Source organism: Dyadobacter sp. CY347 (genome assembly GCF_021502655.1).
Taxonomy (GTDB): Bacteria; Bacteroidota; Bacteroidia; order Cytophagales; family Spirosomataceae; genus Dyadobacter.
Map to the genome: position 1 here is coordinate 1,144,263 of NZ_JAKFFT010000004.1, position 25,229 is coordinate 1,169,491.

At 44.5% G+C, this 25,229-nt stretch carries 22 protein-coding genes; 9 read left to right on the top strand and 13 right to left on the bottom strand.

What is annotated here, in order from left to right:
- Genes L0659_RS13010 through L0659_RS13020 form a run of 3 tightly spaced genes read right to left on the bottom strand, consistent with a single transcriptional unit; the run spans position 1 to position 2,702 of the window.
- Positions 1-837: a phytoene/squalene synthase family protein gene (locus L0659_RS13010; protein ID WP_235126504.1), complete on the bottom strand. Its 837-nt coding sequence runs from the start codon at positions 835-837 to the stop codon at positions 1-3.
- Between the two features lie 12 nt (positions 838-849).
- Positions 850-1,614: a LytTR family DNA-binding domain-containing protein gene (locus L0659_RS13015; protein WP_235126505.1), complete on the bottom strand. Its 765-nt coding sequence runs from the start codon at positions 1,612-1,614 to the stop codon at positions 850-852.
- Between the two features lie 53 nt (positions 1,615-1,667).
- Positions 1,668-2,702: a sensor histidine kinase gene (locus L0659_RS13020; protein WP_235126506.1), complete on the bottom strand. Its 1,035-nt coding sequence runs from the start codon at positions 2,700-2,702 to the stop codon at positions 1,668-1,670.
- Positions 2,703-3,046: 344 nt separating this feature from the next.
- Here L0659_RS13020 and L0659_RS13025 point away from each other — a divergent pair, with 344 nt between their 5' ends.
- The gene (locus tag L0659_RS13025) at positions 3,047-3,400 is read left to right on the top strand and encodes a VOC family protein (RefSeq protein ID WP_235126507.1); all 354 of its coding nucleotides are present in this window, start codon (positions 3,047-3,049) and stop codon (positions 3,398-3,400) included.
- Between the two features lie 96 nt (positions 3,401-3,496).
- Entirely contained in the window at positions 3,497-4,417 is a 921-nt protein-coding gene (locus L0659_RS13030; RefSeq protein WP_235126508.1) for an alpha/beta fold hydrolase, read from the top strand.
- A gap of 117 nt (positions 4,418-4,534) precedes the next feature.
- On the opposite strand, the gene L0659_RS13035 is transcribed toward L0659_RS13030, so the two are convergent.
- Positions 4,535-4,945 carry a helix-turn-helix transcriptional regulator gene (locus L0659_RS13035; RefSeq protein ID WP_235126509.1) on the bottom strand — a complete coding sequence of 137 codons (411 nt, stop codon included), beginning with the start codon at positions 4,943-4,945 and terminating at the stop codon, positions 4,535-4,537.
- Between the two features lie 39 nt (positions 4,946-4,984).
- On the opposite strand from L0659_RS13035, the gene L0659_RS13040 reads away from it, so the two are divergent.
- Entirely contained in the window at positions 4,985-5,827 is an 843-nt protein-coding gene (locus tag L0659_RS13040; RefSeq protein WP_235126511.1) for an NAD(P)/FAD-dependent oxidoreductase, read from the top strand.
- A 16-nt stretch (positions 5,828-5,843) separates the two neighbouring features.
- Here the strand turns inward: L0659_RS13040 and L0659_RS13045 are convergent, their stop codons facing one another.
- Both L0659_RS13045 and L0659_RS13050 read right to left on the bottom strand, forming a co-directional pair.
- Positions 5,844-6,167, bottom strand: a complete 324-nt coding sequence (locus L0659_RS13045) for a nuclear transport factor 2 family protein (protein WP_235126512.1) — start codon at positions 6,165-6,167, stop codon at positions 5,844-5,846.
- Positions 6,168-6,189: 22 nt separating this feature from the next.
- Positions 6,190-6,981, bottom strand: a complete 792-nt coding sequence (locus L0659_RS13050) for an SDR family oxidoreductase (protein WP_235126513.1) — start codon at positions 6,979-6,981, stop codon at positions 6,190-6,192.
- Positions 6,982-7,122: 141 nt separating this feature from the next.
- On the opposite strand from L0659_RS13050, the gene L0659_RS13055 reads away from it, so the two are divergent.
- Complete coding sequence (locus tag L0659_RS13055; RefSeq protein WP_235126514.1) at positions 7,123-7,458, top strand: helix-turn-helix domain-containing protein; 336 nt, start codon at positions 7,123-7,125, stop codon at positions 7,456-7,458.
- A 328-nt stretch (positions 7,459-7,786) separates the two neighbouring features.
- Here the strand turns inward: L0659_RS13055 and L0659_RS13060 are convergent, their stop codons facing one another.
- Positions 7,787-8,284 (bottom strand): GNAT family N-acetyltransferase, encoded by a 498-nt coding sequence (locus L0659_RS13060; protein WP_235126515.1) that lies wholly within the window; start codon positions 8,282-8,284, stop codon positions 7,787-7,789.
- A 41-nt stretch (positions 8,285-8,325) separates the two neighbouring features.
- Entirely contained in the window at positions 8,326-8,934 is a 609-nt protein-coding gene (locus L0659_RS13065) for a dihydrofolate reductase family protein (RefSeq protein WP_235126516.1), read from the bottom strand.
- A 321-nt stretch (positions 8,935-9,255) separates the two neighbouring features.
- On the opposite strand from L0659_RS13065, the gene L0659_RS13070 reads away from it, so the two are divergent.
- From L0659_RS13070 to L0659_RS13080, 3 genes are all read left to right on the top strand, one after another.
- Positions 9,256-9,537 carry a hypothetical protein gene (locus L0659_RS13070; protein ID WP_235126517.1) on the top strand — a complete coding sequence of 94 codons (282 nt, stop codon included), beginning with the start codon at positions 9,256-9,258 and terminating at the stop codon, positions 9,535-9,537.
- 368 nt (positions 9,538-9,905) lie between these two features.
- Positions 9,906-11,843: a KUP/HAK/KT family potassium transporter gene (locus tag L0659_RS13075; RefSeq protein ID WP_235126518.1), complete on the top strand. Its 1,938-nt coding sequence runs from the start codon at positions 9,906-9,908 to the stop codon at positions 11,841-11,843.
- A 37-nt stretch (positions 11,844-11,880) separates the two neighbouring features.
- Positions 11,881-12,876 carry a hypothetical protein gene (locus L0659_RS13080; protein ID WP_235126519.1) on the top strand — a complete coding sequence of 332 codons (996 nt, stop codon included), beginning with the start codon at positions 11,881-11,883 and terminating at the stop codon, positions 12,874-12,876.
- Between the two features lie 147 nt (positions 12,877-13,023).
- Here L0659_RS13080 and L0659_RS13085 read toward each other — a convergent pair whose 3' ends face one another.
- The 4 genes from L0659_RS13085 to L0659_RS13100 form a co-directional block, all read right to left on the bottom strand.
- Positions 13,024-14,562, bottom strand: coding sequence for a RagB/SusD family nutrient uptake outer membrane protein (locus tag L0659_RS13085; protein WP_235126521.1), 1,539 nt, complete (start codon positions 14,560-14,562; stop codon positions 13,024-13,026).
- A gap of 10 nt (positions 14,563-14,572) precedes the next feature.
- Complete coding sequence (locus L0659_RS13090) at positions 14,573-17,932, bottom strand: TonB-dependent receptor (RefSeq protein WP_235126522.1); 3,360 nt, start codon at positions 17,930-17,932, stop codon at positions 14,573-14,575.
- Positions 17,933-18,090: 158 nt separating this feature from the next.
- Positions 18,091-19,485, bottom strand: a complete 1,395-nt coding sequence (locus tag L0659_RS13095; protein WP_235126523.1) for an alkaline phosphatase — start codon at positions 19,483-19,485, stop codon at positions 18,091-18,093.
- Positions 19,486-19,591: 106 nt separating this feature from the next.
- A complete protein-coding gene (locus L0659_RS13100; RefSeq protein WP_235126524.1) occupies positions 19,592-21,223 on the bottom strand; it encodes a murein L,D-transpeptidase in 1,632 nt (543 codons plus the stop codon).
- Positions 21,224-21,541: 318 nt separating this feature from the next.
- Between L0659_RS13100 and L0659_RS13105 the strand changes: the two genes are divergently transcribed.
- Complete coding sequence (locus L0659_RS13105; protein WP_235126525.1) at positions 21,542-22,222, top strand: DUF1345 domain-containing protein; 681 nt, start codon at positions 21,542-21,544, stop codon at positions 22,220-22,222.
- Between the two features lie 466 nt (positions 22,223-22,688).
- On the opposite strand, the gene L0659_RS13110 is transcribed toward L0659_RS13105, so the two are convergent.
- Entirely contained in the window at positions 22,689-24,158 is a 1,470-nt protein-coding gene (locus tag L0659_RS13110) for a serine hydrolase (RefSeq protein ID WP_235126526.1), read from the bottom strand.
- A gap of 176 nt (positions 24,159-24,334) precedes the next feature.
- On the opposite strand from L0659_RS13110, the gene L0659_RS13115 reads away from it, so the two are divergent.
- Positions 24,335-25,066, top strand: coding sequence for an endo alpha-1,4 polygalactosaminidase (locus L0659_RS13115; protein ID WP_235126527.1), 732 nt, complete (start codon positions 24,335-24,337; stop codon positions 25,064-25,066).
- Positions 25,067-25,229: the final 163 nt, after the last annotated feature.

Below are 25,229 nucleotides of genomic sequence, written 5' to 3' on the forward strand. Positions count from 1 at the left end.
TTAAAGCATGTTCAATTGATGTCTTAACAATGAGCGCAGCATAAGCCCGATTTTATTATGGTTAGGGATCCTGATCCTGGCATCCATTACTTTTTCGGCCGGGGTCTGACTGATCCGAAGGAAAAGTTTTTGATAGTAATAATATGCCAAATATACACCACGCCTGGACGATGCAGGCAGTTTTTTTATACCAATCAATGCCTGCTCAAAATCCTGTTGGATCTGTTGTTGGATAATATCTTTGTCCGTACTTGTAAAATGTGTGAAATTGATGCCTGGGAAATAACTACGTCCCAGGTCTTGATAATCAGCTTTTAAGTCACGCAGAAAATTGACTTTCTGAAATGCGGCGCCCAGTTTCATAGCATAATACCTTAGGTCTTCATATTGCGCTGTGTCCCCTTCGGTGAAGACACGCAGGCACATCAGGCCAACCACTTCGGCCGAGCCCAGTACATATTCCTGAAAACTATCTGGACTATGCTGCTTCTGTCCAAGGTCCATTTCCATACTTTTTAGAAATGTGTCAATCAATGACCACTCGATGCCATACTGGTTTACAACATGCTGAAAGCTATTTAAAATTGGATTGATACTGATACCAGCAGCAATCGCTTCGGCGGTATCTTGCCTGATCTTCGCCATTAAACCGTGCTTGTCATAGCCGTGAAAACTATCGACGATCTCGTCGGCCAGGCGGACAAATCCGTAGATGCTGTAAATCGGGGCGTGAAATTTAGGTTGTAAAAAGTGGATCCCGAGCGAAAAAGAAGTGCTGTACAGCTGCGTGGTTTTTTTGCTGCAACTTACCGACAATTGATCATATAAAGCCTTCATGGCATTTCAGTTTTAATTATCAAGCCAGTTTTTGAAGTCATGGCTTCTGTATTTGCTCACGAAAACTTCTTGGTCAAAAGCGGGTTTAAGGAAGACCTGCAGGCGGGAGCTCAGCAGCGTTTTGACTTTTTGTATTGACTCGATCCGGGCAATGACTTTGCGGTTGATCCTGAAAAACAGGGCCGGGTCAAGGGCGTCTTCAAGGCTTTCCAGGTTGCTGTCCATCAGGTATTTTCTTCCGTCAGTACTCACCATAAATACCACCTTATCGTCGGCATAGAAATAGGCAACTTCATCTACATTTTTATAATGAATGGTATCAGCAAACCTAACCAGAAACCTGGACTTGTATTTTTTTGAGAGTTGCAGCAAAGTGGATCTTAACTTTTCGATGTCTGATGCAGAGATGTTTCTGTTGTCATGGTTCAAGCTGTGGTATTTGTCCAAAGCTCTTGTCAAATCACCTTTGTCCAAGGGTTTGAGCAGGTAATCAATACTATTTAACTTGAAGGCCTGCAATGCATACTGATCGTAGGCAGTGGTAAAAATAACAGGACTTTTCAGGGTAACGTGCTCAAAAAGATCAAAGCACAGCCCATCGGCCAGATGGATATCGAGCAGCAGTAAGTCGGGCTCGGAGTTTTGATTGAGCCAGGTGATCGCTTCTTCTACTGAGTCCAGGATATCAGCAACCTGGATGTCCGGATCATATTCGGTCAGGAGCTGTGAAGCCCTTTTGGCAGAAAGCAGTTCGTCTTCTAAAATAAGTACTTTCATAACAGGTGGGTAGGATGTGGGTATTGCTCAAAAAGAACTATTTGACATAAATATCAGGGCTCTGCTTTGAGATGTATCAGCGGGATTGTTACGCTAAAAGATTGCTCTGTGTGCTGGATACTCACGCCCTGATGCCCGAGAAAATCATATCTTTTTGCGATGTTGGTCAGGCCTAAACGGGTTGAATGGTCGTCGTCTACTTTCTTCTTTTGCAGGTTATTTCTGATGGTAATGGATTCATTGTCCAGACACAAAATTTCGATATGTAGCGGTTTGCTTTTGGAAACAATGTTATGTTTGACCGCATTTTCAACCAACATTTGTAGCGAAACCGGGAGAATATATGCCGACAGGCAGCCCTCGGAAATATTAATATCAATACTCAACCCGGAATCAAAACGCGTTTTGAGCAGATACAGATAGGAATGAATAAAGCCGATCTCCTCTCGCAGATGGATAAGCTCCTTTTCATCACTTTTAAGGATATAGCGATAGACATTTGAAAATTGCTTTACAAACTCAATCGAGGCATGAGTGTCCTGACCAATCAACGCCGTAAGCACACTCAGGTTATTAAATAAAAAATGCGGATTTACCTGATTTCTGAGTGATTGTAGCTGGGCCTGGCTGCTTATCCGCTTGTATGTTTCAAGTTGCTGGTGGCTTAATTCCAGCTGCTGCATGTAAAGAAAAATGACGTGAATTGTATTCAGGAACAAATTGATCCGGAAGCAGAACATTACCAATAATTTCATCGGCAACACCCACTGCTGCCAGTCTTTGGATAAAGCATAGCTGGCCGTCGGAAGGCCCAGTAACAACGCAGCAAGCGCTGTAATGAGCAAACTACCAGAAAAATTATAGATAATTCTAAGCCAGAATGGTTTGATTTCACGCTTGGATAGCCAGTTGTCCCAAAGGCGGTTGCCTTCCCAAATAGCGGCTGTAACGGCAAGGAAAAGCAGAAATATGATCCATTTGTCGGCTCCGACGTGATAGTAGTCAAATGTTTCTATCAGCAGGGTATTCAGAAACGAATACGCGCCGAGCAAGAACATGAAAACGTATCGAAACCTCAGTTGGAACATAATATTCGTTAATTAAGCACGAAAGGAAAGGTTGGCAAATTAGCGCAAAAGGGCATTGGTAAGCAATGCCTGGTTGGCTGGCGCCAGGAGTTCGGTTGCAATTAGGCAGGTTTTTAAAGTTTGGTGTCTTGCCATTGTTTTCATGATCTTAAAATGTTGAAATTGTGAAAGAATATCAAACACTTGTTAAATCAACCCCAAGAAAAGCTAATTCTGTTCACCTAAGGGAGCCACTGGTCAATGGTAGGGCGTGAAAGAGTCAAAAATAAAGGTGAATGGTATTTCTGGAGTCCTATTCACGTGAATGACTTAGTATATTTAACGAATCCGCAAACCTGTTAAAAATGGAAACAAATACCCGCGAGAAGCACGAGCAAATTCAATACATCGAATTCCTTACTCAGGACATCCCACGCATTAGACAGTTTTACACTGAAAGTTTCGGATGGATTTTTAAGGATTACGGGCCCAACTATTGTGCTTTCGAAGGCGATTTTGTGGATGGCGGTTTCACTACCGGCACACCTGTCAAGGGCAGTATTCTTGTTATTCTCTACTCTGAAAGTATAGAAGCGACCAGGGCCAAAGTCCTGGCTGCGGGCGGCGCCATTGTCAAAGATATCTTTGAATTTCCCGGAGGCCGGCGCTTTCATTTTCTAGATCCGGACCAAAACGAGCTCTCTGTTTGGGGCCGCTGACCTAGGACACTGTATTTTGGTCGTCTGAAATATTACGTGAAGGCAGTAAATGATTTTGACAAATCAACACTCGTCGCAAGAATTGCGTATTTAATCTTGAAATTTACATATATGTCTAATCGCGTATTTAGATCCATCAAGATGAAACGACTCATTTATTTTGTTTTAGTCATTTTGTTCATTGCTTCCTGCAATCGAGTTGAAAAACCTGGCAGCCAGGTAGTAACACCTGTTAAATATGGGTCAAATCATGGAAAATATGTAACAATACACGATACGAAAATCTATTACGAGGAATATGGTAAAGGAATTCCGTTGCTACTCTTGCACCAAGGGCTGGGCTCGATCGAAAACCTAGCGGGCATCATTCCCGAACTCTCAAAACATTATAGGGTTATAGCGCCGGATGCGCCGGGACACGGCCGCTCCGAGCATGCCGACAGCTTAAGTGGTGAACTAATGGCAGAATATTGCTCGCAGCTGATTGACCATTTGAAGCTAGACAGTGCTTATGTGATGGGTTGGAGCACGGGCGGAAACACTGCATTGCTGCTTGCAGCCAACAGACCTGACAAAATTAAGAAAGTTGTGAGCGGTGCTTCAAACTCTAAAGCCAGTGGAATAAGTGATGAAGCCCGCGGTTTGTTAAAGGAATATACCGTTGAAGCGGTAAAAGAGGATAAGGATTGGTTAGAAAACTATCAGCGGATGAATCCCGAACCTGAAAAATGGATCAAGTTTTGGGAAGACAATCAAAAGACTTGGGAAAGGGAAATCAAAATTCCAGATGACAAGATCGCCAGCATCAGTGTACCGGTGTTATTGATTCGTGGTGACAGGGACATGATCAAACTGGGCCATACGATAGCGATTTTTGAAGCACTTCGCTATGGACAATTATGTGTTTATCCTAATGTAGGGCATGAAATGCCGGACGAAAAAGGCGAAATGCTATGCAGGATAGCCGTTGAATTTTTAAGTGACAAAGCCGTATTAAATAACACCAAAACCAAATAATAACACTGGCTGCCGGTTAAGGAATATTAGCCTTTGGAACGAAGAGTTGTTTCCTCGTTTCACAGCCTGCATGTTTTAACTGAATTAGACCACCTTTTTGTTCATCCTGGCTTTGTATTAATTAACTACCTGCCAGGTTGAATATTTTTTTGGCTTGGCACCGATATGCTGCTCAAAAACTCTTGAGAAATGGCTCAGATTAGTAAACCCCATCTGATAACCCACCTCAGAAACTGTTAGCCGTTTCTCCCTGAGCAACTGAGCCGCTTTATGCATTCGTCCCGACTGATAGTATTCGAAAACCCCTTTGCCAAATGTCTGCTTAAAAATCTTTCGTAGCTTGGGTTCACTCATGCCTGCTTTCCTGGCCAGCACCGCAATATTTGGTGATTGATCGAAATTGGATTGTAAATAGGCCTTCACCGCGTAAATGGCTTTAATGTCCTTGATATGCATAGCGCTAACAGGCACAGCTTCACGCTGGGTCAGTATGGTAAATATGTGGCATAATAGTTCTTCACATTTCAATTTATAATATAGATTTTCGATGTTTTCCGGCACAGGCTGATGCAAGAAATCGCTGGCACATTTAATTATTTCGAGGGATACACCGGTCTCAAACACGAAATTTTGCACCGTGGGCCACTCCGTGATTTACTCATCGCATCCCTGAATGAGAACACGGTTGTTTGGAATTCGAAATTTACCGAACTAAAACAAAACGGCAGTGGCTGGGATCTGGTTTTCGAAAACGGAACTACTGCGTATGCGGACCTGGTAATTGGATCAGATGGGGCAAACTCCAAGGTCAGGAAATATATCACAGATATTGAACGCACCTACTCGGGTCTCACGATTGTTGAAGGCAACATTTACAACGCGGCTGTTAATGCACCGCATTTGTGGGCGCTAATCAGTGGAGGAAAGATTTTTGCACATTGGAACAGTAAGACAATTTTGCTGAGCGCAAAAGGGGAAGGCTCCCTTTCATTTTATACGATCACGGAAGAGCCGGATGAATGGACGAAAACTTCCCGCATTGATTTTTCAAACAAGGAGGCTGTGTTTACTTGGTTCAAACAGCGGTTTTCCGATTGGAGCAATGATTGGCATGAAATATTCTCGACAGATGAATCCTATTTTGTTTCACGGCCACAATATTACTTTTCGCAAGATCAATCGTGGCAGACAATCGCAAACTTAACGATGATCGGTGATGCGGCTCATCAGACGCCGCCTTCCGGAGACGGAGTAAATCAGGCAATGCTGGATGCTTTGGAGCTTTACGAAGCGCTTTTCTCAGAAGAATTTACAACAGTGCATGAAGCGCTTGCATCGTTTGAAGAAAAGATGCTTGCCAGGACCTCAGTGGCAACGGAAGAAGCATTAGCGCTAAATTGGAATGGCTAATGCTAGCCATTCCCACTTATCCTGTGACTTTCAACGACTGTATCAATTCATCAACTATTTCCAAATGATAACTCAATACAATAGGGCTTCCGGGAAAATTTCCCGAAGTTTCTGCTTTTAAAAGGCTCTCATTGTCTTTTTCTTCAAAGCCGACAGGCTTTATGATAGCCTTGTAGCGCTCGTTGGAATCGGCAATCCAACGTTCTATTTCTTTTCTCCCATTGTGCGTTTTTCCTTCATCGAAAACTACGGCTGTTTCAGAAAAACAATTGGCGTATGCAACGCTATCAAAGTTGTTTTGCGTTTCTACTAAATCGGATACTACTTTCGGTAAGTTCATTTCTGTGTTTTTTTTGAGGTTGTTAAATAGTGGGAACAGTTCCGCCGTCAATGACATATTCTGTCCCTGTAAGGTAACTTGCTCTTGGCGAAACCAAAAAGCCAACAAATTCTGCAACTTCTTCTGGTTGGGCAGGTCTACCGAATGGTATTCCACCTAATGCATCCATCACGCCCTGTTGCGCTTCTTCTACCGTACTATTCGCGTTTCTTGCAAGTTCGCCCAGCCAGGCTTCCGATGCTGTCGTATTGATCCAGCCTGGCGAAACAGCCAGCACGCGGACACCCGAAGAGGCAACCCCGTTGGATAAGCTTTTACTGTAATTCCTCAGTGCCGCTTTGGCGGCTGCGTAAGGCAAAGTTGAATCGTACAAAGGCAGTATGCCCTGTATGGAAGCAATGTGAATAATAACACCACTTTTTCGATCGATCATTTGTGGTAAAAATCCTCTGTCCAGCCGAACCGGGGCAAGCAAATTGGCTTGCAGCGTTGATTCCCAATCTTCATCACTCAATACAGAAAATCCACCAGCGGGTGTTGATGAACCACCAAGATTATTTACCAGAATATCCAGCCTTCCATAAGCGGAAAGCACCTCGCTAACGACCTTTTGTGATCCTTCTGCCTTACTTAAATCAGCTGAAATGAAATGCAGCTTCTCGTTTTGCTCTTCCGGTGCGTTCCTCGCGGTTATAATCACGGTTGCGCCAGCTTGCAAAAGCCTTTCTGCAATTGCTCTTCCGGCTCCTTTGGTGCCCCCGGTTACCAGGGCAATTTTACCTGATAATTCATTGTTGAAATTAAACTGTTCCATTGTATTGTCCTTTGGTTAAAAATGAATGATAGGACAAAATTGGCGTGTAGATGAGGTTTACACAAGTACGGAATTACGATTCATATAGGGATAAATTGATCCCCTATTGCACGAACTGATACATACGCTTAATTTTGAAATATGTATGAGAGAAAGACAACACCAAACCTGAATTGCGGACTTGACCTGATCGGTGAAGTCCTTTATGGCAAATGGAAAATCCGCTTACTTTGGTTTATTGACCAGGGTTATCAACGCCCAAGCGAACTGCAACGCAAAATCCCCGACGCTTCCCGCAGGGTTTTGAATGTTCAGTTAAAAGAATTGGAAGATCATGAACTGGTTACTAGGAAAATTTATCCCGTCGTACCCCCAAAAGTAGAATACAGCCTTACTGACTTTGGAAAAACGTTAATCCCCGTGATTGCCACATTGGGTAATGGAGCGATGAACACGAAGAGCGGTTGCGGGAGGTGATTTTGAAATAGGCGGTAAGTTCTGATTGGACCGAAATTCTTATTGCCGGGCTTGTAAGCTTCGCCCCAATTATTGCAAATGTCATTTGTATGCTTAATGTTCTCTAGGATTCAGGGGAAGCTATCATTTTCACCGATAAGAAGTTCAATAATGGACAAATTTATGGAGGGCATCAAGCCCACATGATCGCTAAAATACTTCCATAACCCGATGACGTCATGCTATATCTGCATGGAGCGGCGCCTTTATCCCAACTTATTTTTGAATACCTGCGGAAGCTCCGCGTAGCGCACCTTCAAAGCCGTTTCTTTGCATGGGTTCTTTCATATTAATCATTTCCAGCTACCAAGCTTCGGCGTTCCAAAAACAAAACATCCCGCCAAATTCCATTGCGTTTCCCCAACTTCTCACGGTATCCAATCCGGCGAAACCCTTGCTGCTCATGAAGTGCAATGCTTGCTTTATTTTCAGGAAATATTTGCGCCTGCAATGTCCAGAAACCAAGCTTTTCGCTCAGCGGAACTAAGGAGGATAGCAGCGCGCGGCCGACACCGCGCCCATGAAATCCGGAATGAACATAAATGCTCGTTTCAGCCACCCCGCCATACACGCAACGACTGGAAACAGCCGATAGCATTGCCCATCCAATGATTTGACCATTATCCACCGCTACAAGCTGCGGTTCACTTAGAAACTTGCCTTTCAACACTTCGGTCTCGGGTGCTTGCGTTTCATAGGTTGCATCGCCGGTGTCAATGCCTTGCTGGTAGATATCTTTGATTGCCGGCCAGTCCGATGCAATGAGGCTGCGGATAGTAATAGCCATTAGGCAGGTAGTTTTGATATGTCTATGGTCCAAAATGATAACTAAGAAGCGAATGAGCCGATTGGTACTTTCCCATTCTGCTCAAAGGACGTAATGATGACACCGGTAGTTGAGACTATGTGTTTGACCAGTTTGAAGTTTGCTGGGACTGTCCCCTCCCCAAAAAGTCTTTTGCCTTTTCCAATAACAAGGGGATAGATCCAAATATTCATTTGATCAATAAGTCCATGGCGCAGCAAAGATTGAATCAGGTTGCCGCTGCCATGTACTTGTAAATCAATGCCTTCGGTTAACTTGAGGTTTTTTATCTGCTCAATTGTATCTTGATTGAGTAGCACCGTATTTTCCCAGGCTGTATCAGTCAGTGAATTTGTTGCAACATATTTGTTGATTCGGTTAAACAAGTCAGCTGTGGGGTCATCTTTTAACGTTGGCCAGTGAGCCGCAAAAATTTCGTAGGTAACACGACCTAATAAGAGATCATATGGTTTCTTCATAGCTTCAATCATTGCCTCGTTCATGAGCTGATCCCATTGAGTTACCGACCAGCCACCATATTCAAATCCACTTTCAGTATCTTCATCCGGGCCGCCCGGAGCCTGCATGACACCATCCAAGGTCATGAAGGTGTTTGTAATGATTTTTCTCATTTGATTTTTTAAACAATTTTACGGAACAATATTACGGAAAGCACTTGCAGCAAGTTGGGTACTAAAGCGACTATTAAGAGGGGGTAATACGACAATGCTCGTCAAAATTCACTTTACAAGATGGATTACAGATGGCCAAACTTGCCAAAGCATAATATCAATCTGATAATGCCTATCAAAATGATATAGGTAAAAGTACATGTTGTAAAAAATATATAAATGCAACTAGCTGTCTTATAGCTGGTTGCATTTATATTTTAAGATTGGATAACTCTGGAACAGCCTTTTATAATGTCTCTTGAAAACATTTGAAACAATAAAATGATCGCTGAACATAAAGCTGTAAGATTTCAAAAAGCAACCCCGAAGCGTAGCCCAGCCGACATTGAGGCTAAAATGATCGAAGGCAAAGCGATTATTGCAATTGCGAATTGCGGTGTGGCCGCAGCCATCGTAAACTACCAGACGCTGGCAGGCAAGGCATATAAAAACTGTTTTTGTACGGCGATGCTTTTTGACCCCGGCGAAGAAATAGACGAAGAGATTGAAATAGAAACCGAGCATTTGTCAGCAAAAGCATTTTCTGGGACGATTTGTACCTGATGGTGGCCAGTTACCTGGTGATTTCGCTCATTTGCATTTACCTGCGGGTCATTCCATTCCGTAATAACAGAGGAGAGGCAATGGCGGTTATGGCCTCATTTATGAACCTGTGTATTTGCTTCATTTTCGCACTTGTAATCGTAGGTACGTTAAAACAGGTGCAATAAATTTTGTTATTACGCAACATTAAAAAGGAGCGTTCGGCTAAATGCAGCTGAACGCTCCTTTTTCTTTGTTTAATTTAGGCAGGCATGTCGTTAATTTGTTATTACAATTTAAGTTCACACCGGCAGCAGATCACATTATAATGTTTTATCATTGCGAAATTATAGCGTTGGCCGAATAAGTAAATTATTAATCAGACAAGAATGAGTTCAAAACATACAGAAAAGGCTTCTGCTGCGGGGCTTTTAGTTGCACTAGGGATTATTTTCGGTGATATTGGAACGTCACCTTTGTATGCCATGCAAGCCATTATTGGTAATGCGCCGATCGCCCTGGACGTTGTTTACGGATCGGTATCTTGCATTTTTTGGACATTGACACTTCAAACGACTGTTAAGTACGTAATACTGATCCTGCGCGCCGACAATAATGGTGAAGGGGGCATACTTGCTTTATACGCCCTGGTCCGACGAAATGCAAAGTGGTTGACGATCCCCGCAATCATAGGGGCTAGCACGCTGCTTGCTGACGGTATCATTACGCCACCTATTTCGGTTTCATCGGCCGTCGAAGGTCTTCGCATACTTTATCCCCACATACAAACTATCCCCATCGTTATAGGTATCCTGACATTGCTGTTTGTCATACAGGTATTTGGGACAACGATCGTGGGCCGGGCATTTGGACCGGTGATGCTTGTCTGGTTTTTAATGCTGCTTGTGCTTGGGCTTTCGCAGGTAATCTATCATCCGGAAATTTTTAAAGCCTTCAATCCATATTATGCCTACCAGCTGCTGGCAGAGCATCCAGGTGGATTCTGGCTTTTAGGGTCCGTTTTTCTATGTACAACTGGGGCGGAGGCCCTCTATTCCGACTTGGGCCACTGCGGCAGGGGAAATATCCGGATTAGCTGGATTTATGTAAAGACCTGTCTTGTGATCAATTACTTTGGCCAAGGGGCCTGGCTTGCGATGCATGTAGGGGAAGTGCTGAACGGCCGTAAACCGTTTTATGAGATCATGCCAGACTGGTGGCTGCTTCCGGGAATTTGCGTAGCGACCATGGCAGCTATCATAGCAAGCCAGGCGCTGATTAGTGGCTCATTTACCCTTGTCTCAGAAGCGATCAGGTTGAATCTTTGGCCAAAAGTCCGCCTGATCTATCCAAGCGATCAAAAAGGACAGCTCTATGTACCCAGTGTCAACTGGCTCTTATTGGCAGGCTGCATTGGCGTTGTGCTCTATTTCAAAGAGTCATCCAATATGGAAGCGGCTTACGGTCTGGCCATTACAATGACAATGATCATGACCACACTCTTATTCTCTTACTATTTGTTTGTTCATAAGATCAATAAATTATGGATCGGTGCATTTATTGCAGTATACCTGGCACTGGAGGGCTCGTTTCTGGCGGCTAACCTCTTAAAATTTATGCACGGGGGCTGGGTCTCGTTACTGTTGGCAACCATCATTATTGCGTTGATGGCTGTTTGGTTACGAGCGAATGTGATTAAGCTTAGGTTAACTGAGTTTGAAGACCTTGATAAGCATATTCCTGCACTCAAAGAGCTCAGTAACGATATCAGTATTCCTAAGTATGCAACACACCTGATCTTTATGTCCAATGCGGCAGAAGATAACCAGATTGAGAACAAGATCATTTATTCTATTTTCCAAAAGAGACCAAAACGGGCGGATATTTATTGGTTTGTGCATGTTGAGACGACAGACGAGCCTTACACAATGGACTATCATGTGGATGTAAGGGCCGTGGATGATGTGATTAAAATTAATTTCATATTGGGTTTCCGTGTTGAGCAGCGCATCAACATGTTTCTAAGGAATGTGGTTGAAGATATGGTGCGAAATAACGAGGTGGATATTACCAGCCGTTATGAGTCACTTAACCGCCAAAATATTACCGGCGATTTTCGTTTTGTGGTATTGGAACGATACCTGTCAGTTGAAAATGACCTGCCATGGCATGAAGAGTTTGTCATGAAGTTTTATTTCGCTATAAAAAGCATTACCAATTCGGAGGCACAGTGGTTTGGTCTGGATAATAGCTCAGTCAAGATAGAAAAGGTACCATTGGTAATAAACACCAGTAACCATGTTAAAATGAGAAGGGTTTATTCATAGATGGCATCTACATTTTAGCAGGCCCAAATCCATAATCATGAAATCGAAAATTTTAAAAATTGCCCTATCACTCTGTTTTTCATGTCTTCTTTTTGCATCCCGCCACACTTATGCACAGATCAAGTTGCATACAGAAGACCTTCCCCGATTCTACCAGGCGCTGGATAGCGTCATGACTACGTCCGACACAGTGAAACAGGCATCATTTGTTCAACAACTGTATGTCGATAAGGCCAGTAAGGGATTAAGAGAATTTATGGAATTGCGGGGTGGCAACACGCAGAAATGGCTCAAATTTATGACCACCGACAGGTCCACTCTCTTGAAAAAAAGGCCGTTTATTTTGTCCGCTATTGATCAGGAATCCAGGATATTGGAAAAAATCGAAAAGTTTAAAGTTGTCTATCCTAATTTTCGGGACGGTGACATCTACTTTTGTGTTGGCATTAACAACTCTGGTGGAACAATCCAAGATGACACTGTTTACATCGGGACAGAAGTTGCGGCAAACCAAAGCCCGGACTGGGCTGTTCCTCTTGTTCTTCATGAATTTGTTCATACTCAGCAATGGGTACAGCGAAATATTAACAATCTCATGAAAGACGAGCAAGCCGCCCAGGCATACATGGCATCTCATAAAAGTCTCTTAAGTCAATGTCTTGTTGAAGGAATGGCTGATTTTGTATCGGAGCTGGTACTAGGCCAGCGCTTGGCTGAACGGTTTCCCGACGGACACAACGCTTTTGGTGAAAAGCATGAAGCAGAAATATGGCAAGAATTCCAAAAAGATATGTATCAAGACATCGGCAACTCGAAAGGATGGCTTTATGCAGAAAAGGAAATTGCCGGAAAGAACTGCCGAGATCTGGGCTACTTTGTTGGTTACAAGATTTGTAAGAGTTTTTACGATAAAGCCAAGGATAAAAAGCAAGCCTTGGCACAAATGATTGAACTAAATCTATCAGATGAAAACTCCAAGGAGTTTTTACTTCAATCCCACTACAAACATGCACAACCTATTGGCGGAAAATAGGCAATTAAGAAAGATGAAAGCCGTAAATGATTAAGGCTACCAGTATTGATTCATGTGGGCCGTTAGAAGGACTCTGACAAAAATTAAGTAGCCGGACATTGCTGCCCGGCTAACTGAACGTTCCAGTATGATAGTCAATAATTTAGATCAATATCCCGGATTTTGGTACATTTTAGTGGGATCCAATTTATATTCATCGAACGGAATAGGGTAGTAGCGGTCCTTGGGGCCAAAGTTTGAAAGCTTAGCGAGGCCAAAATTATCCTGGCTTTTTGCCTTAAAATACGCAACAAGCTCATCGGTTGTGAAGAAACGCAACAGATCAAACCACCGGTGGTTTTCAAACGCAAGTTCCGCGCGACGCTCGTGCAGAATCGCTAGTTTCAGTGTCGGGTATTTGGTCCGGTAAGTTGTATTGCGGATCGATGCTGCATACAAAGGCAGACCGGCGCGTTCCCTTACCTGGTCCAGAAAACCGATGGCTGCCGGTTCATTTCCAAGATACATATTGACTTCGGCCAACATTAAAATTACGTCGGCATAGCGGATCAATATCCAATCATTTCCCCCAAAACCCTGGTTTGTTGCCGCAGGGCTCGCATCGCGGAATTTGGTAATAAAATAATCGCGTACGATAATGTCATTAGCGAACTTAATGTTAAAATCCTTTCTGACGTCAGCTTCTTCATAATCCAGCACAAGGTCGGGCGTAACATTGCCGCCCGCGCCTGTTGAAGTTATGAGCGAGTTGATCGTTTCACCTTTAGCCTGGTTGTTCCGTGCAATGGCCGACGAAAAGTTAATGTCTCCCTGCTTGTTAACAACCTGGAAAATGATTTCCGGAACCGTAGACTTTTTAGATACATCAAAAACATCGGCATACGGGATCTCTTTCAATGTCCCGAATGTGCGCAGGTCGTAACAGGCGGTCAGATAATTTTTGGCCTGCGTCAGATTCTCCGTCCGGTTTGTCTGATCCAGCGTGGTGGCCATTGTCAGGTAAACTTGTCCGAGCAATGCATTTGCGGCGGCTTTGGTCACTTTCCCTTTTAATGCGGTCGTTTGCACATTTGGCAGCGGGCTGTTCACGGCTTCGGTCAGATCGGTGACGATTTGCTGGTAAACCACATCCTGCTTTTCCCGAAACGTGTTTTCCTGCACTTCCGCAAAAGTCAATGGCCTGGTAATCAATGGCACGTCGCCCCATCTCCGCACAAGATGAAAGTAGATGAGTGCACGCATGAATTTGGCTTCGGCCTTGTATTTCTCTTTCAGCTCATTGTCTGTGAAGCTCACCTTCTCAATTCCTTCAAGAACTTGGTTGGAGCGCGTAATGGTCTGATATAATGCCAGCCAGTGGCTTTTCAGGTAAGTGTTACTGGGCAAAAGCGAAAAGTCATTGAACTGAAACGGCTCGCCGGCATTGGACTGGTTGTCGTTCCTGCCTGTGTTGTCTGAACGCTCTTCGCTGTAAAGCGCGCTCGTTTCGCCGATTCCGTTGCCATTGCGCAGCGACTGGTAAATGCCATTTACGGCCGCTTCCACTTCGCCTGGCGATTGGTAAAAAGAGGCATTGGAAACTGCATTCGGGTCTTCCAGATCAATAAAATCAGTAGAGCACGAGCTGAGCACACAGAGTGCGAACGCAGTAATGATATGGGTTAATTTATATTTTTTGTCAAACATAGCTGCTTAATTAAAAGGTGATGCGTGCGCCAATGTTATAGGCGCGGGCCAGTGGATATTTACCATAATCAACACCCGCCGTCAGGTTGGAACCGTTGTTGTAGTCCACTTCCGGGTTATAGCCAAGATATTTGGTCAATGTAAATGCATTGTCAACGCCTACATAAATCCGCAGGTTACTGATCGCATTCTTGCTGATCTGGGCAATCTGAGGGAAGTTATAGGCCAAGGTCAGGTTGGTACATCTCAGGAACGAGCCGTCTTGCAGATAGAATGTCGACAGACGCGTACTGTTGCTTTGCGTGCCTCCGCGTGCAGCGCGATATATTTTACCATCACCAGGCTCAGCTTCGGAGCGGTAACGGTTCAGCACTTTGGAATACTGGTTGCCCGAGCCCTCCATATTATAAATGTAATAATCCTGACCATCCAGCACCTGGTTGCCGTAAATTCCGTTGAACGAAGAACTGAAATCCAGATTCTTGTAACTCGCTGAAATCGCAAATCCATAAGTGAACTTTGGATGCGGCGTTCCGATCACCTGCTTATCCGTGTCATTCACTACGCCGTCACCATTGATATCCTCAAAATAAAGGTCACCAGGACGCAACGGATTTGTTGAAGCGGTTGAACGTGCCGGGCCTTTTAACACATAACCGGCTGGAAATTTCTGCGTCGATGCGTTGTAGGCCACATTATCTGCTGCAAGGTTCTCCATATCCGATTCACGAACCATGCCTTTCACCTTGAATCCATAAAACATCCCGATCGGCTGCCCCTCGTGCGTAATGTGCGTAATGTAAGAGCGTTCCGCACCCGTAGAAAGGATTGTGTTGGCACCACCCATATCCAGCACTTTGTTGCGGTTAAGCGAGAAATTACCACTAATGTTCAGGTTGAAATCGCGTTTCGAGATCACCCTTGCATCGGCCTGGATATCAAAACCGGTGTTCTGCACTTTCGAGTTTTTTAAGTTCGTCAGGATGGTCGAGGAGCCTGAAATCGCTGAAAGTGGCTGGTTGAAAAGCAAATTATAAGAACGGCTCAGATAATAGTTGGCAATGATGGAAAGCCTGTCTTCAAACAATCCCAGATCCAGTCCCACATTATATTGCGAAGTGGATTCCCAACCCAAATTTTGATCCTTAATCCCCTCGGCCCACAATGCTGTGTTTACCGTTCCGTTTCCAAAAACCACGCCGCCAGGGGCAGCCATTGTTTGCAAAAAGTTATAGTTACCAATGTTGTTATTCCCGCTCAGTCCCCAGCTCGCACGCAATTTCATTGTGGAAGCTTTACCCAGGAGATCATTGTAGAACGGCTCATTCGAAATGTTCCAGCCTGCCGAAACGGAGGGGAAGCTTCCCCAGCGATTATTCGGCCCGAAACGCGATGATCCATCCGTGCGGAAAGAGGCGGTCAAATAATATTTATTGTCAAAATTGTAAACTGCGCGGGCCAGGTAGGAGAGTAATGTCCAGTTGGTCTTGCCCGTTCCGTCATTTTCCGGATTACCTGTGTTAAGACCAAAGTAAATAGCATCGGCGCCTTTTCCGGTGATCTCTTCGATCCGGTCATTCTGGAACCCGCGCGCTGTAACCGAAATGACGTCCCGGTTGTTTTGCTGCGCCGTATAACCCAGCAATCCGTCGAAGTTGTGCTTGCCCCATGTCTTTTTGTAATTCAGGGTAAATTCTGCCAGCTTGTCCATAAAACTCACGTTCCGCGCCACTGAATTTGCCGCCGCAATGGCCTGCGGTGATCCCGGCGGGTTAGCGCCGCTGCTCAGGCTGGTTGGCAAATAGTATTCGTACTTCTCATTATAAGTCTGTAAACCGACGTTCACTTTGAAATTCAAGTCCTTAATGATCTCAAATGTGGCAAATCCAATGTAAGTCCCGCGCTGACCTGATCTGTTGATATGCGTTTCTGTGGCCAGTGCAACGGGGTTTTCGATGGATTGCAAACCAAAACCAGCGCTCAATGCTGCGGCTTCATTTTTGGCAAGCGAGCCATCTTCATTATAAGCTTTGAAGATTGGCATATACACCAGCGCTCCCAGAATGGGCCCCTGGTTAAAACGGCCTTCCTGCACCTCGCGGTTCGTATTATAAGTGTAGGCCAGATTTGCACCGACTTTCAACTTCTTGTTCACATCCGCATCAATGTTTGCCCGGAAGTTTGTACGTTCTTGCCTGGTGCTCAGAATAATGCCTTGCTGGGTAAGATGCCCGCCGCTGATGGCATAGCGAAGGCCTTTTTGTCCGCCGCTGAAACTGATATTATGACGGCTCACCGGTGCATTGCGGTAAAGCTCGTCCTGCCAGTCGGTGTTGTATTTGGGTGTGATCAGCCGCTGATTGGCAAAATCGTAAATGTCCGTAGGAATGCTCACCGAACCCGCGCTGCCGCCCAGGTTTTTGATGCGGGTCGCATTGTCGTCCGAAAACATTGCATCGTTCCATGGCTTACCACCGCTCACCATCAGGTCGCGGTACGTGTTATTGCGGCCATCGATCAGCAATTGTGCGAATTCCGACGAGTTGAGCATATCCACCTTTTTGGCCAGCTGATGCACGCCGAACTGGTAGTCGTATTCCAGTTTCCCTTTGCCTTCCTTACCGCGTTTTGTGGTAATCAAGACCACACCGCCTGCTGCACGCGAACCGTAAATGGCCGCAGAGGCAGCATCTTTCAATATATCAATTGACTCAATGTCATTTGGATTGATAAATACATCATTACCAGCAGGATAGCCATCAATGACATAAAGCGGATCAGAGCTGGCATTGATAGAGCCAACACCGCGAACACGGATTTTTGTCCCAACATAAGGCGCACCGCTCACTTGTGAAATCTGTACGCCTGCTACTTTTCCAACCAAAGCCTGGCCCACAGTCGGGGTTGTCAGGTTCAGTTCTTTTGCTTTTACACTTGATACTGCGCCTGTCAGATCGCTTTTTCTAAGTGTCTGGTAACCCACAGCAACTACTTCGTCGAGCATCATTGCATCTTGCTTCAACTGAATATTCAATGGTTTCTCGTCCGAAATCACCACCTCGTGCGCAAGAAAACCCACGAAAGAAAATACGAGCGTAGACCCTGCGTCCGCCTCGATAGTGAACTCCCCGTTCACATCTGTCACAGCGCCGCGGCTGTTGTTCCCCTTTTCAATGACCGTGACACCCAGTAACGGATCTCCGTTGTCGTCAAGCACACGGCCCGTCACCCGGATTTTTGGTGCCAGCGTCCCGGTGTGACTAATCGACACACGGTGCTTTGGCCGTGCCGCCCATGCCGGGCTGAACGCACTGAAAACCAAAGAACCAGCAATTACCACAGGAAGAATGGGTAAAAGTAGTTTTTTCATAAAGTAATTATAAATTTAATTTTTACAAGATGAGCGCTTTGGCTTCGCTTCACTTTAAACATAAAAAAAGCGCCCATTAAGGGCGCAAATTAGTTTCGCAGTGTTAAGTCACTACGCGATAAGTGTTAAGGTAATGTGAATTTTACAAGAGTGAGGGATCAGGCCTTCGCTACTCCTGTCGCATCAAGCATAAAATTGTGCAGCTCCGTGTTCTTAACAAACGGTTTAAGGTTTTCACTTCCAGGCCCAAACATTGCCAGTTCCACATAGTCTGCCGAATGATCCATGCCGGCCCAGCCGATTCCCGTATAATGCGTTTGAATCCCGGCCAATTCCCGGAAGAGCGGCTTATTGGCCACGTAAAGGCCAGCTTCGTTCTTGTCTCCAAACCGGCTCAGGATTTTTTCGGCTTCGGATTGTTTGATCGCATAACCTTGTGCAAATTCGACTCGCTCGATCAGTTGTGCCGTTGTAGGCTTTGTATCCAGCTCGCCCAGGATCCAGTTGTTGGTATGCTTGAATGTTTGCAGCAAGTCAAATTGTTTATCACTTCCAAAAAGTCCGGGATTTGCGTTGCCGTGATCCGTCGTAATGAGAACAAGCGTTTCCTTGTCCTTTGCAGCAAAATCCAATGCTGCCTCAACTGCCTCATCAAATGCCATCTGGTCATACAGCAATCCGCCCGCATCGTTTGAATGTGCAGCCCAATCGACTTTTCCTCCCTCGATCTGAACGGCGAACCCTCTTGGGTTTTTGGATAACAGATCCAGTGTCTTGCGCGTCATTTCCGCGAGCGTTGGAACTGCTTTTTGAAGGTTGGGATTTTGTAATGTATCCAGTGCGTAGGGAAGCGCTCCTTCACAGTAAACACCCAGTATGGGATTTTGTTGATTCGTCAATCCGAGCATTGCATCACGACTGCGGGCTACTGTGTAGCCAGCCTGTTCGAAGGCGGCAAAAAGGTTCGTTTTGTCTTTGCGCTTTTCAGCCAGAAAGAACTCGGCGCCACCACCCATCATGACGTCGAATTTTAAATCCAGATATTGAGAAGCAATTTCTGATTCATCACCCCGGGATTTATTATTGATGCAAAACCCGGCAGGTGTGGCATGTGTGATCGTTACGGAGGTGACGCAGCCAACGGATTTTCCAGCCTCTTTGAATTTTTGTAATATAGGTTTATTAAAACTCCCGTCCGTATTCACATTCAGATTCCCGTTAGGCACTTTTTTGCCGCCTCCCCACGCCGAACTTCCTGCTGCCGAGTCGGTTACGAGTGCATTGGAGGAGGAAGTTTCCATGAATGCCCGGCGACCAGTTTGTTCTGCGTATAGCTTCATCCAGCTGCTCATGCGTCCTTCCTTTCGATTGCTCAGCAGGTCCGCCATATTCAAAGTCCCGGTACTCATCCCGTCGCTGACCATGAAAATGATATTTTTAGCACTTGGCTTTCCTTTGGAAAACGCTTGCACATCACGCCGCTCTCCAAAAAGCGTCATATGCCCGGCAAGAAGCCCGGCCGAGCCATTTGTAAAAAAGTCCCTTCTGTTCATTAGAGGCTCAATAGTTACCATTTTAAACACTCTGCAAAACTAATCGAGCTTATATTAACGCCAGGTTAAGGTGTTGGTGCGGATGTGAAGAAACTGTTATTACGCTCTATTCCTGTGAGGCGAATAACCTTTCGGCCATTTTCTGGTCATGGCCATAAATGTCCTTTCTGAAATTAAGTTTGCCGGTGTGGTCTACCCAGGCGGTGAAGTAACCGATGAAAACAGGTATTTCGTTGCTGCCGCGAAGGCGCACATATTTTTCTTTGCCGCTATTCATTGCCGCGGTTATCTTATCGGTTGTCCAGGTTGAATCCCTGCGAAGCAAAAACTCCGCCAATTTTTTAGGCTCTGAAAGCCGGATGCATCCGTGGCTGAATGCACGCTGTGATTCTGAAAACAAGCTTTTTGAGGGAGTGTCATGCAAATAAATATTGTAACTGTTGGGAAAGAGAAACTTGACTAGCCCTAAGGAATTGGAGTTACCAGGCTTTTGTCGTACACTGCTGCCGTTCCACTCCATATTGTGCCGGGCCAAATAATTTCTGTTTCGTTTAATACCAGGCAAAATCTCTTTTTTCAAAATGCTGGGTGGCACATTCCAGTAGGGACTAAATACGATCTGGTTTAGCTTGCCAGAAAAGATTACCGTGCTATGAACCTGCGAGCCTACCACCGCATTCATACTAAATGCCAGCTGCCCTTTTTCATACATATGCAGCCGGTATTCCGGAATATTCACCAGGATATAATCTGTTGCAGGAGCGGCCGGCACCCATCTGATCCGTTCCATGTTAATCAGCATTTGGCGGATCCTTTCACGCACGGGCACATTCAGTTCCTTGTAAAAAGCTGCGCCAATCTGTCCGGTTGCTTTAAGGCCAAAACGGTTCTGAAACGAACGTACGCCATTGAAAAGAGTGGAATCGAAATGATTGGTTGAATCTGCTGCTGTCAGGTCTTGGAGCAATGCCAGCCGTCTCTTGATTTCAGGAATAACGGCGGATGAATCGCCTAATTTCAGCGTTTTAACTGAATTCAATTCTTTCCACTCTTCGTTGACGAGCGGATGATAGATTTTAAGCTGCTCTTTGAGCATGTTATATTGGCGGTTCACCGGCTCATAGGAAGCAAGGTTTGCCCCTTTATTTTTCAGCAGTGAATCCAAGAATTCAGCGGCATTGACCTTTTTACGGGGAATAAACCAGTCAAGTTCCTGAATGTTGATACTTCTGTCGCCTGAATAAGCTTTTTGGGTATATCTGAAAAAATGTTCGGTTAATGCGAGTTCCGTCTTGACTACAAGCGTATCTGTTGGGATGATGCGATTTCGTAATGCCAGTGTATCAATGTTTGCCAAAAGCGCCGGGTCATAGAGGGAGCTATCCCCTGAAACGTAGATATAGTCATTTTGCAGGGCCAGGAATGTAGGCACAAACTCGGCCATTCCATCCGGGAAAAACCAGGCAAATTGATGGTTTCGGCGGTTGTAAAAGTTTTGTAATTTATTGACCAGGCTATCGTCAGCGGTATGTGATTGCACAAAACGGGCCAACGCAGTAGTATCAATGAAAAGTTGCGTAAATGAATTCTCGATCTTGATGGAAGTGTCCCTTTTGGCAACTTCCGGCCGCTTTTTCTCCTGCTTTGTCTCACAGGAAGCAAGCATCATTATCATCATCGCACAAATGAGCGAAGCATGTATGCCACTTCCTAAACGTGCTGAAATTTGATCCCACATATTATTTCTACCGTTGTTCAGTTAGTTTTTATCGTTTAAGGGCTTGCTGTTCCTATTTCCATCACAACCCAAAAATAGGCAGGTCAAAACTTCCTGCCCGTGGAGCCTAATTTGCAACTATGCTGGACAGAAATATGATCTTCCAGGCTACATCACAAAAATATATCGATGACTACCTTCGACAAATGAAGCTGTCTACACAATTGCTGATAATGCCATTGGGATAGATATTAATTATTAAAATAAAGTAAAATGCGTTATTGTTAAAACATAAATAATTCTGAAATTCTGTCGATTATTTAGCTTACGATATTTCATATGAAAAAAATAATCAATCGGCTGGATGCCCATCACAAACTGGGGATATCCCTGCTTTTTGGGGCAGCAGCGGTTATACTCAGTTCTTCCATAATCGAAAGACCGATCAACTGGATGATAGGCTGGCTTATTTATAGCAGCGTGCACATAGGCCTTATGTGGGTCACCATTCTTAGTTCGCACCCTGCGGAGGTACGAAGGGAAGTCAGCGGCCAGGATCCGAGCCGGGTGTTGAGCATCCTGTTTGTCGTCGTTGCTTCATTTGTGAGCTTATTTGCGATTCTGTTCCTCCTGCAGGGAGCGAGAAGCACTTCATCCTGGGATAATCTTACGGTTCATGTGATCCTCTCTTTTTTTTGCATCATTTGTTCCTGGGTTTTGGTCCACACGGTCTTTACATTGCGATATGCCCACATGTTCTACGGGCATACGCGACGCAATAAAGAAGATCAATCAAAACAGTTTCGGGGCCTCGAATTCCCAAACGAGCCGGAACCCGACTATCTTGATTTTACATACTTTTCCTTCGTGCTGGGGATGACATTCCAGGTTTCGGATGTCACCATTTCATCCAGGGAAATCAGGCGGCTAGCGCTCGTACACGGGATTTTATCTTTTGCCTTTAACACCCTGCTCGTAGCGCTAACAATTAATGTCGTTTCGGGGCTGATCCAGAAGTAAAAACAACGCCAAATATAATTAAATCGCACAATGGACTGGTTCTTACTCTTAATAGGCATCATTATCATTGGGTTTGGAGGCTATATATGGCGATTCAAGAAGGTTGGCTTGTTAAACAATGTCCCTAGCGGAGCACGGATCGTTGATAAAGACAAGGCAGCGCGTCTAGGCGGAAGCTATTTAATTTTAATAGGCATCTGTTTCGTATTATTCGGATATGCAGTTGTAAACCTCTCAAATCAAACAATTATCGTCATTATAGCTTGTTTCATTCCGATTAATATGGTCGTGTTAATCTCATACCTGGTCGCTCAAAGTAGGAACATGAAATAAGGGTCTTGCAGAAGTTCGGTATCTATCAGAATTACCCCATTTTTCAACCGCAACGATTGAGCAGTAGACCATAGGAGGGAGAAATGTAGCCAGATTCTGCTGTTTTTGGGCACATTTCCTAGATACTTCTAAGTCAGATAAAAGCAGGAAGAATAGACTTCTCGATATCTTTCCAGGTCAGGGAGTGGCTGCCAGTTACATCCGAAGCATTGTGATGTAATGTAAGGATTGACAGGTTTAAATCGGGAACGATATATAACACCTGACCTCCGTAACCAGCTGCATAGATTACAGGAAACGCCTTCTCTTTAACCCGAAATACACCTCTCCACCATTGATATCCATATCCCCAATCCGAACTGGACTCATTTAATGGTAAAACAAATGCAGTAGATTCGGTGATCCAGGATGTGGACACGATTTGCTTGTCATTCCACTTTCCCTTGTCCAATATCAGCTGGCCAATTTTCAACATATCCCGGGGCCTGAGAAATAATCCGCCTCCTGTGTGGACTCGATTATTTATTGAAGTCCAGGCATAGTTTTCAATCCCCAAGCCTTTAAACAAGGATTGCTCTGCATATTTGTCAGCAGGCTTTCCCGTTACATGGGATAAAATACCACCCAGCAAGATCGAAAGGCCGCTGTTGTATTCAAATTTCTTACCCTGCTTGTCCTTTTTATCCAAATTTTTATCCAGGACATACTGATACATATCCTTGCTTTGGTTCATTAAAACAGCATCGTTTTTTGGGTCAGTGTAAGGAATGTCCTCATGCCAATCCAGTCCGGCCGACATGGTTAATGCATTACGCAGCGTCGGTTGAGAGGATCCTTCTTTCATAGAGTTTTTGTAAGAGGGGAAAAAAGCGGTTAATGGAGCATCCAGATTTGGGATCAGACCATCATCGCGTGCGATGCCAATCAGGAGCGACGTCACACTTTTTGTACAGGATTGTAAACTATGGATTCGTTCCCGATCACCGAGATAAAAGTATTCGTCAAGTAACAATTTTCCATTTTGGGCAACAAGCACTGCGTCCAGTCCATGATATTTGCCCTTTAATATGTTCTCGAAAAGATTGTGTAATAACTTGGAGTTCGCAGTCTGAATATTCATAGCGCCCACTTTCCAGCCATCACTGTTCACAGGCGGTGCTTGATAGCTCCATTTTAGCAGCGCGCGATTTTCCTTATCGAACCTTGCCGGCCGCTGTGACGTCCAACGATCTGTTTTCGTCAAAGTAAGCGTTTCAGGTTTGCGATCGGGTATATTGAGCAATCCTCCGATTTCTGTTTTATTCTTCGAAAGATTACCAGTGAATGTCGCTCCTTGCCCCAGGTCCAGGAATATTTTTGAATCTGTTATGTTCATTCCAGACAATTTTCCTTCCGCCATTGATTCCGGAATTTCAAACCTGCCACTCCACGAATCAGAGAAAAGATCATGACGCAGCTCAACATCGAATGCGCTTTTTAGTTGCGGCACAGCCTCAAATTCCGTATGCCAGATTCCAACTATTTTTTGTTCATTAGTAGAACAGGCCAGAACATTTACGAAGAGTGCCAGACCTATGCAATATCTTAATATCCTGCTTAGCATAATGAATTCCCAGACTTAGGTGATTTTAGTTGTCGGTAATACCAATGTAAGATTGACAATATACAGCTTCTATACAAACTCCGGATAAGCCTTTGTTCGCCGTAAATTCATCATTATGTTATAATTGGACCCCTTAATCCGCACTCTAAAAAGTGAAGCAACAAACCAGCGAAACGATGACACCCCAAGCACTGTTGATGTGTTTCAGTGTCGCGCACAATACTTTTTATACAGCAACGTATATTGAGAATTCAGCCTATTTGCAAAGGTTCTTAGCTGTTCCTAAAAATGCCGGGAAGACCATATTGGTTACGGATTATACTTCGACAACCTCAAAAATGGCTGACTCTTACCGGAAAAGTGCTGCTGCCGGTTATGTTTCTTATGCAGCCCCAAATCGTAGTCTGGATATCATTCCAGCCACGTCCCCCAACAATGTCAATGCGGCAGATATTGCGACACTTAACCAGGCAAAGAATTTTTTGTACCTAATTAATCCACAAGGATACAGTTCCAAAGCTGCTTTTATTCAGGCGATAAGAGCCACTAACTACGATGCCGTTGTCATGGATTTGTTTTTAAATGATGAACTTTTTAAAGCAGCAGAGGTGGAACAACTGCGTGTAAAGGCCAATGGTGGAAGGCGAATGGTCGTTTGCTATATGTCAATAGGCGAGGCGGAAGATTACCGCTACTATTGGCAGGAAAGTTGGACAAAGAACAGGCCTAGCTGGATAGCTGGCGAAAACCCTGATTGGCCTGGCAATTATAAGGTTAAATACTGGGATGAAGAATGGCAGGGCCTGATTTACAAAAGTCAGGACTCCTACCTTCAAAAAATCCTGGCATCAAAATTCGATGGCGTTTACCTGGACATTATTGATGCTTTCGAATATTTTGAGAACTAACCCAAATCTGACTTTTCTGGACCGTGAATAGTTTTACAAAAAAAGACGTAACTAGTTTGACTTTTTAACCATTTAGTATAATTACTTTTATATTGACGATAAAAGTTTTTGTGCGTGGGCAGATTAGTTTTTTGTTTAATTGTGTTCCTATTTGCGTGCAGGG